Here is a 14542-nt window from a genome sequence, read left to right as displayed (position 1 = left end):
ACCCGGCCATGCGCGGGGGCCGCCGCATGCTGCATGCTGTGCGTTCACGGTCGATTCGGACGGTCCACGGCATGGAGCTGCGCATGACTACCACCTTTCCGGACATCTCCATCAACACGGACCGGTTGGTGCTGCGCGCGCTCGAAGAGGCGGACGCCCCCGCTCTCGCCGCCATGATGAACGACGAACTCGTCGGCGCCTGGACCGCAGTGCCCCAGCCCCTCACCGAGGCCGCAGCCCTCACCTGGATCACCGAGTACGCCCCCGCCGAACGCGCCGCGGGACGGGGCATCGACCTCGCCGTCGTCGAGTTCCTCACCCAGCGCCTGGTCGGCCTCATCCAGCTGGGCAGCACCGACTGGCGCGTCCGCTCCACCGAGCTCTCCTACATCGTCGCCCCCTGGGCCCGCGGCGAGGGCTACGCCTCGGAGGCCGCGCTCGCCACCGCCCAGTGGCTCTTCAGCGACCAGATGTTCGAACGCCTCGAACTGCGCACGGCGGCCGACAACACCGCCGCCCAGCAGGTCGCCCAGAAGATCGGCTGCATCAGCGAAGGCGTCCTGCGGAACGCCTGCATAGCCCGCACCCGCACCGAGGGCGGCGACTGGACCGAACTGCGCACCGACTTCATCGTCTGGGGCCTCCTCCCCGAGGACCTCGACGGCGTCGCCGACCAGATGGCCGAGGCCGCCGGATACTCCTCGTACACCGACTGGAGCTGAGCCCCGGGAACGAACCCGGGGTACGCTCGGCACGCCCGCGACCTGCGACGACACCAGGAGACAGACGACGATGGCCGACCGCGTCACGGTGATCGGCTGGGACGGCTCACCCCTCACCGCGGCGGGCCGGTCCGCGCTCTCCGCCGCCACCCTCGTGGCCGGCGCCGCCCACCACCTGGCACTGCCCGAGGTGCCGCCCGGCGCCGAACGCGTCCGCCTCGGCAGCGTCGACCTCGCCGCCCGCCGCATCGCGGGCCACCGCGGCACCGCCGTCGTCCTCGCCGACGGCGACCCCGGCTTCTTCGGCGTCGTCCGCACCCTGCGCGCCCCCGAGCACGGCCTGGAGGTCGAGGTCGTCCCCGCCGTCTCCTCCGTCGCCGCGGCCTTCGCCCGGGCCGGGATGCCCTGGGAGGACGCCAGGACCGTCGTCGCCCACCAGCGCACCCTGCGCCGCGCCGTCAACGTCTGCCGCGCCCACCCCAAGGTCGCCGTCCTCACCTCGCCCGGCGCGGGACCCGCCGAACTCGCCCTCCTCCTCGAAGGCGTCCACCGCACCTTCGTGGTCTGCGAGGAACTCGGCACCGACCGCGAACAGGTCTCCGTCCTCACCTCCGACAAGGCCGCCGACCACACCTGGCGCAACCCGAACGTCGTCCTCGTCATCGGCGGCACCACCGGCGGCACTCCCGCCGCCCCCTGGCTGTCGGGCCAGGACCCGTCAGCGCCTCCGGTACGCGGCTGGGCCCTGCCCCCGGAGGAGTACGAGCCCCGGGGGCACGGCACCGGGGACCGGGCGGCACGGACCGGCGCGGGCGAGGACCCGTCCCTGCGCGCCGCCCAGCTCGCCCGCCTCGGACCCCGCGTGGGCGACCTCGTCTGGGACATCGGCTGCGCGGGCGGAGCCTTCGCCGTCGACGCCGCCCGCTTCGGCGCCGCCGTCATCGCGGTGGACACCGACCCGACGGCCTGCGCCCGCACGGAACAGGCCGCCCGCCGCCACGGCGTACCCCTCCAGACCGTCCAGGGCCGGGCCCCGCACGTCCTGGAGGACCTGCCCGAACCCGATGTCGTACGCATCGCCGCCGGCGGCGTTCCCGTCGTCACCGCCTGCACCGACCGGCGTCCGGAGCGCATCGTCGCCCACGCCTCCACCCGCGACGAGGCGGAGGCCGTCGGCGCCGCCCTCGCCGACGGCGGCTACACCGTCGAGAGCCTCCTCCTCCAGACCGTCGGACTCGACCCCGAGGACTGGTCGGAACGCGAGCGCTCGGTCGTCTTCCTGCTGTCCGGCCGCAGGACCGACCACCCCCACCCGTGATCGTGCCGTCCGCGCGGGCAGGTAGGCTGGCCGATTGTTGTACCGCATCCGGATGTTCGGCGGTTCGTTCGTCAATGTCCTGAATTGGTGGCCACTTTGTGCCGCTGACGTGGTACGCGACCAGGGGGGACCGCGCGACGTGGCGCAGTCCACAGCCCACCGTGGCGAATCTTCCTGCCACGACGGCCGGAGGCCGCGACAATGTGTGGGTGTCCGCGCGTCCTTCGTGCCGCGCGGCGCGCGCGCTCGTTCTTGTCGACGGGCGCAGGTCTGAAGGAAGCACAAGCGATGGGCGAGGGGTACGCATGACGGACACCGGCCAGGTCCCGGGCGAGGGGCTGCCGGAGAACGCAGGCATGGTCGAGCAGCCGGGCATCCCCGCTCCGGGCGCGTACACCTTCCTGGACCCCTCCGAGCACACCACCGAGGACGACGACCTGCTGCTGATGCCGGGCGCCCAGGGCGCCTGGAGCGAGCACCCGCCGGGCGTCGCGCCCGCGCCGCCGGTCGCCGTACCGCCCCCGCCGGCGGCACCCGTGGTCCCGAACCAGGCGGCGCCGCAGCAGCAGGGCCTCCCGCAGGCGGCCGTCCCGCATCCGGCGGCCCCGGAGGCGCAGATCCCGATGGGCGACCCGCTGAACGACCCCCTGACGGCCCCGCTGGACTCCGTCGCCCTCGGCGACGTCCTGACGGCCCCGCAGAACCAGACCCCGCCGCAGGGCGTCCCGCTCGCCGGGACCCCCGCGCACGGTGTCCCCGTCGAGCAGTTCGCCGGCACCCCGGCCCACGGCGTCCCGGCGGCTCCGCCCGTCGGCACGCCGCCGCACGGGGTCCCGTACGCCGGCACCCCGGCGCACGGTGTCCCCGTCGAGCAGTACGCGGGGACCCCGGCCCACGGTGTCCCCGTCGCCCCGCAGGAGCCGGTCCACACCGACCACGGCTACGAGCCCGGCATCCTCGACACCGGCGCCCACGAGGCCGCAGGCCGCGACTCCGGCTCCGTGGACCTCGGCGGCGTCCGTGCCCCCGCGCCTCCCGCGGCGCCCGCACCGCAGGCGGCCCGCCGCCCGCTGCACATGGGTCCGGCCGTGCCCGAGGCCACCGGCGGCGTCGTGCTGTCGCTCGCCGACCGCGGCCCCGCCGCCGTACCCGCCCCGGCCCCGCAGCCCGCTCCGGTCCCCGTGCACGAATCGCTCGTGGCCACCGGCCCCGCGCCGGTGCCGGTCCGGAACCCGGGCCCGCCGACCACCGGCCCCGAGTACCTCGACATGCCGCAGGACCAGCACCTCGCACCGCAGGGCGCCGAGCCGTGGGCCGCGCAGCCGCAGGAAGCCGTGGCACCGCAGGCGCCGGCCTCCCCCGCAGAAACGGTCGTCCCGCAGTCCGGCCAGTTCGTGCAGGTCGAGGGCAACGTCCCGACGACCCCGCACCTGGCACCGATCCCGCAGGCCGAGCGGACCCAGGCCGCCGAGCCCGTCCCGGCCGCAGAGCCGGCGGAGGTCCCCGAGGCCCCCGTGGCGGTCGCCGAGACCGCCGCCGCACCCGCGGAGGCCCTGGCGGCCCCGGCGGAGACCGTCGAGCCCCAGGCCACCGAGCCCCAGGCCACCGAAACCCAGGCCACCGTCCCCGCCCCGCGCGAGGCCGAGCCCGCCGCCGAGGCCCCCGAGCCCGCGACGGCCGAGCCGGAGGCCGCCGCTGCCCCCGAGCCCGAGCAGGCCCCGGAGGCCGAGGAGCAGGCGCCCGTCGCCGCCGAGACCCCGGCCGAGCCGGTCGCGGTCGCCGAGCCCCCGCTGGAGGAGCAGACCCCCGAGGAGGCGGCCCCGGAGGCGGTCCCCGAGGAGGCGGCCCCCGAAGAGGTCCCCGTCGAGGTGTACGCCCACGAGGTCCCGTTCGTGCCGGAGGAGGAAGCCCCCGAGGCCCTGCCCGAACCGACCCCAGAGGTCGAGGCCGAGGCCGCGGTCACCGAACAGCAGCCCCCCGCCGACGAAGCGCCCCTGCCCGAGCCCGCGGAGACTCTCCCGCAGCCGGTGGAAGCAGTCGACGCGGCCGAGGACGTCGAGCCGGAAGCGGCAGCTGAGGCGGAGCCGGCCCCGACCCCCGCCGAGCAGTCCGAGCAGTCCGACCAGTCCGAGCAGAGCGCGGACACGGAGACGGACACGGACGAGGCCGAGGCCGAGGCGGCGGAAGTCGACCGCGCCGCGGTGGAGTCGGCGCCCGCGCCCGGCTACGCCGACGCCGAGCGCGAGGCCGTCCTCCGCGTCATGCGCGAACGCCGCGACATCCGCAACGGCTTCCGCTCCGACCCGATCCCGCACGAGGTGCTGCTCCGCGTCCTGGAGGCCGCCCACACGGCCCCCAGCGTCGGCCACTCGCAGCCCTGGGACTTCGTGGTCATCCGCTCCGCCGAGACCCGGCAGACGATGCACGAACTGGCCCAGCGGCAGCGCGAGGCGTACGCCAAGTCGCTGCCGAAGGCCCGGGCGAAGCAGTTCAAGGAACTGAAGATCGAGGCCATCCTCGACACCCCGGTGAACATCGTGGTGACGGCCGACCCCACCCGGGGCGGCCGCCACACCCTCGGCCGCTACACGCAGCCGCAGATGGCCCCGTACTCCTCGGCGCTCGCCGTCGAGAACCTCTGGCTCGCCGCCCGCGCCGAGGGCCTCGGCGTCGGCTGGGTCAGCTTCTTCGACGAGCGCGAGATGGTCCGTACCCTCGGCCTCCCCGAGCACCTCGAAGTCGTCGCGTACCTCTGTGTGGGATACGTCGACGAGTTCCCCGAGGAGCCCGAGCTGATGCAGGCGGGCTGGTCCAAGCGCCGCCCGCTGTCCTGGGTCGTCCACGAGGAGACGTACGGCCGCCGCGCCCTGCCCGGCGAGGAGCCGCACGACCTGCTCCAGGAGACGGTCGCCAACATCCGCCCGCTGGACGCCAAGGCACTCGGTGAGGCCTGGGAGCGCCAGAAGCGCATGACCAAGCCGGCCGGTGCCCTCGGCATGCTGGAGATCATCTCCGCACAGCTCTCCGGCCTCTCCCGTATGTGCCCTCCCCCGATCCCGGAACCGGCCGCCGTCGCGATCTTCGCGGGAGACCACGGCGTGCACGCCCAGGGCGTCACGCCCTGGCCGCAGGAGGTCACCGGCCAGATGGTGGCCAACTTCCTCGGCGGGGGAGCGGTCTGCAACGCCTTCGCGAACCAGGTCGGCGCCGAGGTCTGCGTCATCGACGTCGGGGTGGCGTCCGAGCTCCCGGCCACGCCCGGCCTCCTGCCCCGCAAGGTCCGCCCGGGCACCGGAGACTTCACCACGGGTCTCGCGATGACCCGCGAAGAAGTGCTGGCCGCGATCGAGGTGGGCATCGAGACGGCGAGGGACCTGGTCGCCGCCGGCAACAAGGCCCTCCTCACGGGCGAGATGGGCATCGCGAACACCACCGCGTCCGCCGCCCTGATCTCCGTCTACACCGGCGTGGACCCGACCGAGGTCACGGGCCGCGGCACGGGCATCAACGACGAGACGCACGCCCGCAAGGTGGACGTGGTCCGCCGCGCCCTCGCCCTGCACCAGCCGGACCCGGCCGATCCGATCGGTGTCCTGTCGGCGGTCGGCGGCCTGGAGCACGCGGCCCTGGTGGGCCTGATCCTGGGCGCCGCCTCCCTGCGCACCCCGGTCATCCTCGACGGCGTGTCGACCGGAGCGGCGGCCCTCGTGGCCCGGGCCATCGCGCCCGAGTCGCTCGCGGCCTGCATCGCGGGCCACCGCAGCGCGGAGCCGGGCCATGTGGCGGCCCTCAACAAGCTGGGCCTGCGCCCCCTGGTCGACCTGGACCTCCGCCTCGGCGAGGGCACGGGCGCCCTGCTGGCCCTCCCGCTGGTGCAGAGCGCGGCCCGCGTGATGCACGAGGTCGCCACGTTCGACTCGGCGGGCGTCACCGAGAAGTAGGACCAGGACGCGTCCCCCACCACGCACGGGAGTGGGGGACGCGCAGGGACCGTGTTCGGGACGTGAAGCGTGATGTGTGGCGCCTATTGAGGGGCCACCGTCCAAGGCCCCTGCGCGCCGTGAATCATGCGGTCCCGAACACGGTCCCGGAGCGGCCGCCACGTCACGTACCCACCGCCGGGACATCCGTCACACCCTGCCTCCCGCAGGCCACCGATATCGTGGGGTCACGCAACGCGTCCCACCAGCCGCTTCACCGCAGCAGCGGCCAGCACCCGCCCTCCGAGGAGCCGCTCACCCATGGCCGAGCACGCCGATCACACCGCCCAGCCGACGACGTACCCCGCCTACCCGGTTGGCCTGCGTCTGGCGGGCCGCCGCGTAGTAGTCCTCGGCGGCGGTCAGGTAGCCCAGCGACGGCTGCCCGCTCTGATCGCCGCGGGTGCGGACATCACCCTGATCTCCCCCTCCGCGACCCCCTCGGTGGAGGCGATGGCCGAATCCGGCGAGATCGCCTGGATCAAGCGGCGCTACGAGGACGGTGACCTCGCCGACGCCTGGTACGCCCTGGTCGCCACCACCGACCCGGCCTCGAACGCCGCCGCCTCCGCCGAGGCCGAGCGGACCAGGACCTGGTGCGTCCGCTCCGACGACGCCGAGGCGGCCACCGCCTGGACCCCGGCGACCGGCCGCGACGCGGGCGTCACGGTGGCGGTGCTCACCGGCCACGACCCCCGCCGCTCGGCCGCCGTCCGCGACGCGATCGTCGAGGGCCTGCGCGACGGCTCGATCGCCGCGCCGGCGCACCGCTCCCGTACCCCCTTCGTCGCCCTGGTCGGCGGCGGCCCCGGTGACCCGGACCTGATCACCGTCCGAGGCCGCCGGCTGCTCGCGGAGGCGGACGTGGTCATCGCGGACCGGCTCGGCCCGCGCGACCTCCTGGACGAGCTGCCCCCGCACGTCGAGGTCATCGACGCGGCGAAGATCCCGTACGGCCGTTTCATGGCCCAGGAGGCCATCAACAACGCGCTGATCGAGCACGCGAAGGCGGGCAGGTCCGTCGTCCGCCTCAAGGGCGGCGACCCGTTCGTCTTCGGCCGTGGCATGGAGGAGGCGCAGGCGCTCGCCGCCGAGGGCATCGCCTGCACGGTCGTCCCCGGCATCTCCAGCTCGATCTCGGTCCCGGGCGCGGCGGGCATCCCGGTCACGCACCGGGGAGTGGCCCACGAGTTCACGGTGGTGAGCGGCCATGTCGCCCCCGACGACCCGCGCTCGCTCGTCGACTGGGCTTCCCTCGCGAAGCTCACCGGCACCCTCGTGATCCTCATGGGCGTCGACAAGATCGGGAAGATCGCCGAGGCGCTCATCGCCCACGGCAAGGACCCGAAGACGCCGCTGGCGCTGGTCCAGGAGGGCACGACGGCGTCCCAGCGCCGGGTGGACGCCACGCTCGCGACGGTCGCGGAGACCGTGAAGGCGCGGGAGGTCCGACCGCCGGCGGTCATCGTCATCGGAGAGGTCGTCACCGAGGGCCCCGCCAAACTGGTGAAGTAACAGGCGGCGCCCCCCGCCCCGCCCCCCCCGCGTCGCACACATTGGCACCTCACCCCGGACAAGGCAGTATCACCTCGTGGCCGAACTCATCACGATCGACGACCCCGACGACCCGCGCCTGCGCGACTACACCGGCCTGACCGACGTCGAGCTGCGCCGCAGACGCGAACCGGCCGAGGGCCTGTTCATCGCGGAGGGCGAGAAGGTCATCCGCCGCGCCAGGCAGGCGGGGTACGAGATGCGGTCGATGCTGCTCTCCGCCAAGTGGGTCGACGTGATGCGGGACGTCATCGACGAGGTCCCGGCGCCGGTGTACGCGATCCAGCCGGACCTGGCGGAACGCGTCACCGGCTACCACGTGCACCGGGGCGCCCTCGCCTCCATGCAGCGCAAGCCGCTTCCGGACGCCGCCGAACTGCTGGTCGGCGCCCGCCGGGTGGTCGTGATGGAGTCGGTCAACGACCACACCAACATCGGCGCGATCTTCCGCAGCGCGGCGGCCCTCGGCATGGACGCCGTACTGCTCTCGCCGGACTGCGCGGACCCGCTGTACCGGCGCTCGGTGAAGGTGTCCATGGGGGCGGTGTTCTCCGTGCCGTACGCGCGCCTGGACAGCTGGCCGCGTGGCCTGGAGACGGTACGGGAGGCGGGCTTCAAGCTGCTCGCGCTCACTCCCGCGGAGAAGGCGACCTCCATCGACGAGGCCGCCCCGCACCGCCTGGAGCGGGTGGCCCTGATGCTGGGCGCGGAAGGGGACGGCCTGTCCACGCAGGCCTTGCGCGCCGCCGACGAGTGGGTCCGGATCCCGATGGCCCACGGCGTCGACTCGCTGAACGTGGGCGCGGCGGCGGCGGTCGCCTTCTACGCCGTGGCGACGGGCCGCCCGGAGTCCTGACCGCCGGTCCTGCGGCGAGTCGGGTCCTATCCCTGAAGGGCCTGGGCGGCGGCGATGCCCAGGGCCACCACGAGCGTCACCACGACGAAGACGAAGAGTCGCTGCCGCAGCAGCCGGGGGTTGGCGGGACGGCGGCCCGTCGACGTCGTGCGGGCACCCGGCCTGGTCCCGGCACCGGTACGGGACTGCGTTCCCCGGGACCCCCCGGTCCGCGGCCCGCCGGAGGGACGGGAGGACGGTCCGGGCCCACGCCCCGGCGCCCGGTCCCGCTCGGAGCCGCGCTCCCCGCCACCTGCACCGCGCTCGGCGGCCCGGTCGGCACCCCGCTCCTGGCCACGGCCGGGCACGTCCCGCTCGGTGTACCGCTCGGTCGGCCGTACGGTGTTGCGTTCCTCGGCCCGCTCCCGCTGTACGGGCGGCCGGGAGACCGGCAGCCCCTGTGCCTCGCGCGCCGCGATCTCCTTGAGCCGCATCGACAGCTGGAGCGTGCTGGGACGGTCCTCGGGATCCTTCGCCAGGCAGGCCCGGATCAGCGGTGCGAGGGCGTCCGGCACCCCGTGCAGCTGCGGCTCCTCGTGCACCACCCGGTAGAGCATGACCTCGGAACTGCCGTGCCCGAAGGGGGAGTCGGCCATCGCCGCGTACGCCAGGGTGGCACCGAGCGAGAACACGTCGGTGGCGGGGGTGACGGCCGCTCCGCGCACCTGCTCGGGGGCGAGGAAGCCGGGTGAACCGACGGCCGTGCCCACGTGCGTCAGGGTGCTGGCGCCGGTGGCCCAGGCGATGCCGAAGTCGATGATCCGCGGGCCCTTGGGGGAGAGCAGGATGTTCGAGGGCTTGAGGTCCCGGTGCACCACCCCGGCCTCGTGGACGGCGACGAGTCCCTCCGAGAGCGCCGCCCCGATCGAGGCGACGTCGGCGGCGCGCAGCGCGCCCTCCTCGGCGACCCGGTCGTGCAGGGAGGGGCCGGGTACGTACTGGGTGGCGAACCAGGGGCGTTCGGCCTCCAGGTCGGCGGCGACGAGGCGTGCCGTGCAACCGCCGCGGATGCGGCGGGGCGCCGACACCTCGCGGGCGAACCGCGACCGGAACTCCTGGTCCTCGGCCAGGTCCGGCCGGATCACCTTCAGCGCCACCCGCTGGCCGCGCCGGTCGGACCCCAGGTACACGACGCCCATCCCGCCGGCGCCCAGCCTGCGGTGGAGCCGGAACGACCCGACGATCCGCGGATCCTCGCGCCGGAGCCGCATCATCGCCATGTCCGTCCCCTCGTCCGTTCGACGTGGCACAGCTTACGTAGTGCCGCCCGCGCGTGCTCATAGGCCGCGCCCTCACGCCAGGATCGATTGTCAGTGCTGAGGGGGACGGGAGAAGGAGCCCGGATCGCGGCGCGCACCCCAACCCCCTTCTGCCGCGCCCTATTTGACGAACGGTCGAGAACACCGTCAGCGGGCTCCGGGGGCGTACTCGGACGCCCCGGAGCAGGGCTTTCGCGCGACATCCGGCGAAGTGAGCCATGTCACGCCCCCTGCCGCCCGTCCAGTCGGGTCCCGGCCCCCTGGGGGAACCCCTCCGGGAAGACCCGGGGTTCCGTGCCCCGGTCTCCACCCAGGGGAGTACACCGTGCGGGTGGGGGTCATCCTCCGGGAGGCCCGCAAGTCGGTACGAGGGCATGACGTCCAGGCGCTCCCCGCTCCCTAGTGTTGAGGTCAAGCGGCGGGTGCAGCACTCGTCCCCCGAGGTCACGCACCCGCCGCGCCAGTTCACGACAGGAGAGGAACCATGGCTTACACGGCACCGCGGACGACCACCCGGCCTTCGAGCCAGCGTCACCCCCTGGTGGCCACCGCCATGGTCCTCCCTCTCGCGGCCCTGCTCGTAGTCGTCTTCGGCGGCTGGGACGCGGTGGTCACACAGGCGTCGTCCGTGGGCGTGATGCTGGGGCGCTGAGCAGCGCCCCAGACCCGGGAGAGCGGCCCGGGTCGGGACATCCGGCCATCAACCCCGTGGGGACGGGGGTGCGGCGGACGGCAGCGTGGGGCCGGTCAGCTGGGGAGCTGACCGGCCCTCGCGCTTTCCTCCCCGCGGGACGACCACCGAAAGCCGCGACCGGAGCCGGCCCCGTACGGGCCCGGAGCCCGCCCCGCACAGGCGCGTCCGCCCGCCCCGTACCGACGCGTCCGCCCGCCCCGTACGCTCCACCCGTGGACTCCACCGCCCGGCCCCCGCTCGACCGGCTCGCCGCCCTCGCCTCCGCCGCCGCCCACCGTCCCGGCGCGCCCTGCCGCTGCGCGAACGGTGCCGTGGGCGTGCTCGCCGACCGGGACGACGGGACCGTCGTACGCCACGGGCGGCTCGTCGCCAAGGCGCACGCCCCCGGCACCGACCCCGAGGCGCACCGCGCACGGCTGGCGCTCGCCGCCCACCCCGACGTCGCCGGTGTCTTCCTCCCGCCGCTCCCGCCGCCACCGGCGCCCGCGCCCGACGAGCTCGACGGTCGGCCCGTGACCGTCTGGCCGTACGGTCCGTCCGTCGACCCCGCGGACCCCGACGCCGCCCCCTGGGAGGAGGCGGCGCGGCTGCTCGCCCTGCTCCACCGGACTCCACCGCCGCCCCTGGGGGCCGACCGGCTCCCGGAGATGCGGGCCCCGGTCAAGGCGGCCCTCGCCGTGGACCGGATGCGCCGGACGGCGCCGGGCCACCCGGCCCTCGCGACCGTTCTGGCCGCCTGGCGGTCGCTCCCCGACCCTGCCCCGGCGGCCCCCCGGATGCTGTGCCACGGCGACTTCCACCTCGGTCAACTGGTCCGGGCCCCGGCCGGGGAGCCGGCCGACGGCGCCGGACCCGCGCACACCGGGCCCTGGCGGCTCATCGACATCGACGACTCGGGCCTCGGTGACCCGGCCTGGGATCTGGCCCGCCCCGCCGCCTGGTTCGCCGCCGGCATCCTCCCGCCGGAGGTCTGGTCCCGCTTCCTCGGCGCGTACCAGGAGGCGGGCGGTCCGGCCCTGGGGGCCGACCCGTGGCTCAGACTCGACGTGCCCGCCCGCGCCCTGACGGTCCAGACCGCCGCCCTGGCCCTGGCGAAGTCGACGGCCGAGGGCCGACCGCTCGACGAGGTGGAGGGCGTGATGATCGACACCTGTGCCCGTATCGCCGCACAGCGAACCGACCGGGGCGCGTCCGCGTCCGCATAGGGTGAAGCATCATTCGAACGGCGATGTCAGGGAGTTGAGCCGAGCATGCAGTGTCCCAAGTGCCATGCGGCCATGCACACGTACAACCGCAACGGTGTCCAGATCGAGCAGTGCAGCGGCTGCCGCGGGATATTCCTGGACTACGGCGAGCTGGAGGCCCTGACCCGCCTGGAGTCGCAGTGGGTCCAGCCGGCCCCGCCCGCTCCGCAGGCCCCGCAGGCCTACCCGGCGCAGCCCGCGCCCGCCGCCCCCGCCTGGGGCGCCCCGCAGCACGGCGGCCACCACGGCGGCGGTCACTACCGCCAGCGCGGCTTCGGCCGGATGCTCTTCTCCTCCTGACCGGGGTACGAGAAAACCCCCGGCCGTGAGATGCGGCCGGGGGTGATCTTCGGTTGTTCTGCGTGCGCGATACTGGGATTGAACCAGTGACCTCTTCCGTGTCAGGGAAGCGCTCTCCCGCTGAGCTAATCGCGCGGGACGGTCCATGTGGACCGGATCTTCGGTTGTTCTGCGTGCGCGATACTGGGATTGAACCAGTGACCTCTTCCGTGTCAGGGAAGCGCTCTCCCGCTGAGCTAATCGCGCTTGGAGGTGGAGACGGGATTTGAACCCGTGTAGACGGCTTTGCAGGCCGTTGCCTCGCCTCTCGGCCACTCCACCAGGAGTGAATACAGGGGTTCGGGAAGATCCCCCACATCGAGCGGACGACGAGATTCGAACTCGCGACCCTCACCTTGGCAAGGTGATGCTCTACCAACTGAGCCACGTCCGCTTGTCGTTTCCGTTTCGCTTGCGCGTCCCGGCGACGTGTTGAACTCTAGCGGATTCCTGGGCCAGCACAAAAACGCGTTTCCGCAGCGTGCTGACCTGCGGGCCGAACCGGGTGCCCCGCCCGGCGTCCCCGAGGCTTCGCGCCGCGTTCACTCGCCGTGTCCCCCGGGTGGCGCGGAGCCGCCACGCACCCGTCCGGTACGCCTCCGTCGACGGACCTAGACTCGATGCGTGCACGACCTTGCTCCTCTGGCCCGCTTCGGCGGCCTCGTCGCGACCGACCTCCGGGACGTCACCCACGACCCCGAAGCCCTCGACAGCTCCGGCTTCTGGGCCGTCTGCGCGGACTTCGAAGGGCGTCTCACCTGCGCACGCTTCGGCGACGTGCGGCCCGATCCCGTCCCGGCGCCCCTGCCGGGCGCCTGGCGCGGGCCCGCCGCCGGCGACTGGACGTCCTCCCTCGACCGAGAGGCGTACGTCGCGGGCGTCCGGCGCGTGCGCGAGCACATCGCGCGCGGCGAGGTCTACCAGGCCAACCTGTGCCGGGTGCTGACCGCGCCGCTGCCGGACCCGGCCGCCGCCGACGTCGACGCCCTCACCGCGCTGCTCGCCCTGGGCAACCCCGCCCCCTACGCGGGAACGATCCGGCTGCCCGCCCACGGCGTGGAGGTCGCCACCGCGTCCCCCGAGCTCTACCTGCGCAGGGAAGGGGCCCTGATCACCTCCGGCCCCATCAAGGGGACCGGCCGCACGGTCGCCGACCTGCTGCCCAAGGACCACGCCGAGAACGTGATGATCGTCGACCTGGTCCGCAACGACCTGGGACGGGTCAGCGAGACCGGCTCCGTCGCCGTCCCCGCCCTCTGCGCGACCGAGGAGCACCCGGGCCTCGTCCACCTCGTCTCCACCGTCACCGGCGTCCTGCGCGCGGACGCCGGCTGGCCCGAGCTGCTCGACGCCACCTTCCCGCCCGGCTCCGTCACCGGCGCCCCCAAGTCCAGTGCCCTGCGGATCATCGAGGCCCTGGAGACCGCCCCCCGCGGCCCGTACTGCGGAGGCGTCGGCTGGGTCGACGCCGACGCGGGCACCGCGGAGCTGGCCGTCGGCATACGCACCTTCTGGATCGACCGCCCCGAGGGCGTGCTCCGCTTCGGCACCGGCGCCGGGATCACCTGGGGATCCGACCCGGAGCGCGAGTGGGAGGAGACCGAGCTCAAGGCGGCCCGGCTCGTCGCGATAGCGTCGGGCGCCTACGAGTCAGGCGCCCTTGCGGCGAGCGGAAAGGCCACTTCTCGATGAAACTCTGGGTCAACGGCGGGCTGCACGACGCGGAGGCCGCCCTGGTCTCCGTACTGGACCACGGGCTGACCGTCGGCGACGGCATCTTCGAGACGGTCAAGGCGGTCAGGGGAGAAACGTTTGCTCTGACCCTCCACCTGGAGCGGCTCACCCGCTCCGCCCTGGGTCTCGGCCTCCCCGCCCCGGACCTCGACGAGGTCCGCCGCGCCTGTGCCGCCGTCCTCGAGGCGAACCCGATGGAGCTCGGGCGGCTCCGCATCACGTACACCGGCGGCCTCTCGCCGCTCGGTTCGGAGCGCGGCGACGCCGGGGCCAGCCTCGTCGTCGCCCTCGGCGAGACCGGCCGCCGCCCCGACTCCACCGCCGTGATCACCGTGCCCTGGACCCGCAACGAGCGTGGCGCCCTCACCGGCCTCAAGACCACCTCGTACGCCGAGAACGTGGTGGCCCTCGCCAGGGCACGCGAGCAGGGGGCCTCCGAGGCCCTCTTCGGGAACACCGTGGGGCGGCTCTGCGAGGGCACCGGCTCCAACGTCTTCGTCGTGGTCGACGGGCAGCTCCTCACCCCGCCCGTCTCCTCCGGCTGCCTCGCCGGCATCACCCGCGCCCTGGCCGTGGAGTGGACCGGCGCCCAGGAGGCCGACCTGCCGCTGGACGTCCTGGACAGCGCCGAGGAGATCTTCCTGACGTCGACCCTCCGCGACGTACAGGCGGTGCACCGGGTCGACGGGCGCGAGCTGTCGCCGGCGCCCGGCCCGATCACCGCGAAGGCGATGCGGATCTTCGACGAGCGGGCGGCGGCGGATGCCGACCCCCGTCTCGGGTAAAACCTGATGACGGACGGC

At 74.3% G+C, this 14542-nt stretch carries 11 protein-coding genes and 4 tRNA genes; 10 read left to right on the top strand and 5 right to left on the bottom strand.

All coding sequences use genetic code 11. From position 1 onward, the window contains the following. Window positions 1–83 precede the first annotated feature (83 nt). The 5 genes from IO20_RS0118580 (at window position 84) to IO20_RS0118560 (ending at window position 8430) form a co-directional block, all read left to right on the top strand. A complete protein-coding gene (locus IO20_RS0118580; protein WP_030551805.1) occupies window positions 84–722 on the top strand; it encodes a GNAT family N-acetyltransferase in 639 nt (212 codons plus the stop codon). Between the two features lie 70 nt (window positions 723–792). Next, complete coding sequence (gene cbiE / locus IO20_RS0118575) at window positions 793–2040, top strand: precorrin-6y C5,15-methyltransferase (decarboxylating) subunit CbiE (protein ID WP_030551807.1); 1248 nt, start codon at window positions 793–795, stop codon at window positions 2038–2040. A 305-nt stretch (window positions 2041–2345) separates the two neighbouring features. After that, on the top strand, window positions 2346–5981 hold the full coding sequence (gene cobT / locus IO20_RS0118570) for a nicotinate-nucleotide--dimethylbenzimidazole phosphoribosyltransferase (protein WP_030551809.1): 3636 nt from the start codon (window positions 2346–2348) through the stop codon (window positions 5979–5981). A gap of 300 nt (window positions 5982–6281) precedes the next feature. Continuing rightward, entirely contained in the window at window positions 6282–7535 is a 1254-nt protein-coding gene (cobA, locus tag IO20_RS0118565) for a uroporphyrinogen-III C-methyltransferase (RefSeq protein WP_030551810.1), read from the top strand. A 76-nt stretch (window positions 7536–7611) separates the two neighbouring features. Beyond that, the gene (locus IO20_RS0118560; RefSeq protein WP_030551811.1) at window positions 7612–8430 is read left to right on the top strand and encodes a TrmH family RNA methyltransferase; all 819 of its coding nucleotides are present in this window, start codon (window positions 7612–7614) and stop codon (window positions 8428–8430) included. A gap of 26 nt (window positions 8431–8456) precedes the next feature. Here IO20_RS0118560 and IO20_RS0118555 read toward each other — a convergent pair whose 3' ends face one another. Then, window positions 8457–9689: a serine/threonine-protein kinase gene (locus IO20_RS0118555; RefSeq protein WP_031127431.1), complete on the bottom strand. Its 1233-nt coding sequence runs from the start codon at window positions 9687–9689 to the stop codon at window positions 8457–8459. A gap of 523 nt (window positions 9690–10212) precedes the next feature. Here IO20_RS0118555 and IO20_RS40755 point away from each other — a divergent pair. From IO20_RS40755 to IO20_RS0118540, 3 genes are all read left to right on the top strand, one after another. After that, on the top strand, window positions 10213–10380 hold the full coding sequence (locus tag IO20_RS40755) for a hypothetical protein (RefSeq protein ID WP_030551813.1): 168 nt from the start codon (window positions 10213–10215) through the stop codon (window positions 10378–10380). Window positions 10381–10634: 254 nt separating this feature from the next. Further along, window positions 10635–11627 carry a phosphotransferase family protein gene (locus IO20_RS0118545; RefSeq protein WP_037635786.1) on the top strand — a complete coding sequence of 331 codons (993 nt, stop codon included), beginning with the start codon at window positions 10635–10637 and terminating at the stop codon, window positions 11625–11627. 45 nt (window positions 11628–11672) lie between these two features. Then, a complete protein-coding gene (locus IO20_RS0118540) occupies window positions 11673–11966 on the top strand; it encodes a TFIIB-type zinc ribbon-containing protein (protein ID WP_030551815.1) in 294 nt (97 codons plus the stop codon). A 63-nt stretch (window positions 11967–12029) separates the two neighbouring features. Here IO20_RS0118540 and IO20_RS0118535 read toward each other — a convergent pair. The 4 genes from IO20_RS0118535 to IO20_RS0118520 form a co-directional block, all read right to left on the bottom strand. Then, window positions 12030–12101, bottom strand: a tRNA-Val gene (locus tag IO20_RS0118535). Between the two features lie 39 nt (window positions 12102–12140). Further along, a tRNA-Val gene (locus IO20_RS0118530) sits at window positions 12141–12212 on the bottom strand. Between the two features lies 1 nt (window position 12213). Beyond that, window positions 12214–12287 (bottom strand) — tRNA-Cys (locus IO20_RS0118525). A 39-nt stretch (window positions 12288–12326) separates the two neighbouring features. Next, window positions 12327–12399: transfer RNA gene (locus tag IO20_RS0118520), tRNA-Gly, on the bottom strand. A 230-nt stretch (window positions 12400–12629) separates the two neighbouring features. Between IO20_RS0118520 and IO20_RS0118515 the strand changes: the two genes are divergently transcribed. Together IO20_RS0118515 and IO20_RS0118510 are read left to right on the top strand one after the other, a co-directional pair. Beyond that, on the top strand, window positions 12630–13697 hold the full coding sequence (locus tag IO20_RS0118515) for a chorismate-binding protein (protein WP_030551817.1): 1068 nt from the start codon (window positions 12630–12632) through the stop codon (window positions 13695–13697). Further along, on the top strand, window positions 13694–14524 hold the full coding sequence (locus tag IO20_RS0118510; RefSeq protein WP_030551819.1) for an aminotransferase class IV: 831 nt from the start codon (window positions 13694–13696) through the stop codon (window positions 14522–14524). The genes IO20_RS0118515 and IO20_RS0118510 overlap by 4 nt, the downstream gene beginning before the upstream one ends. The last annotated feature ends 18 nt before the right edge of the window (window positions 14525–14542 follow it).

This window comes from Streptomyces exfoliatus, assembly GCF_000725545.1.
Lineage (GTDB): Bacteria > Actinomycetota > Actinomycetes > Streptomycetales > Streptomycetaceae > Streptomyces > Streptomyces exfoliatus.
The sequence above is the reverse complement of the archived record's forward strand: the minus strand, read 5'-3'. Positions and strand labels throughout refer to the sequence as shown.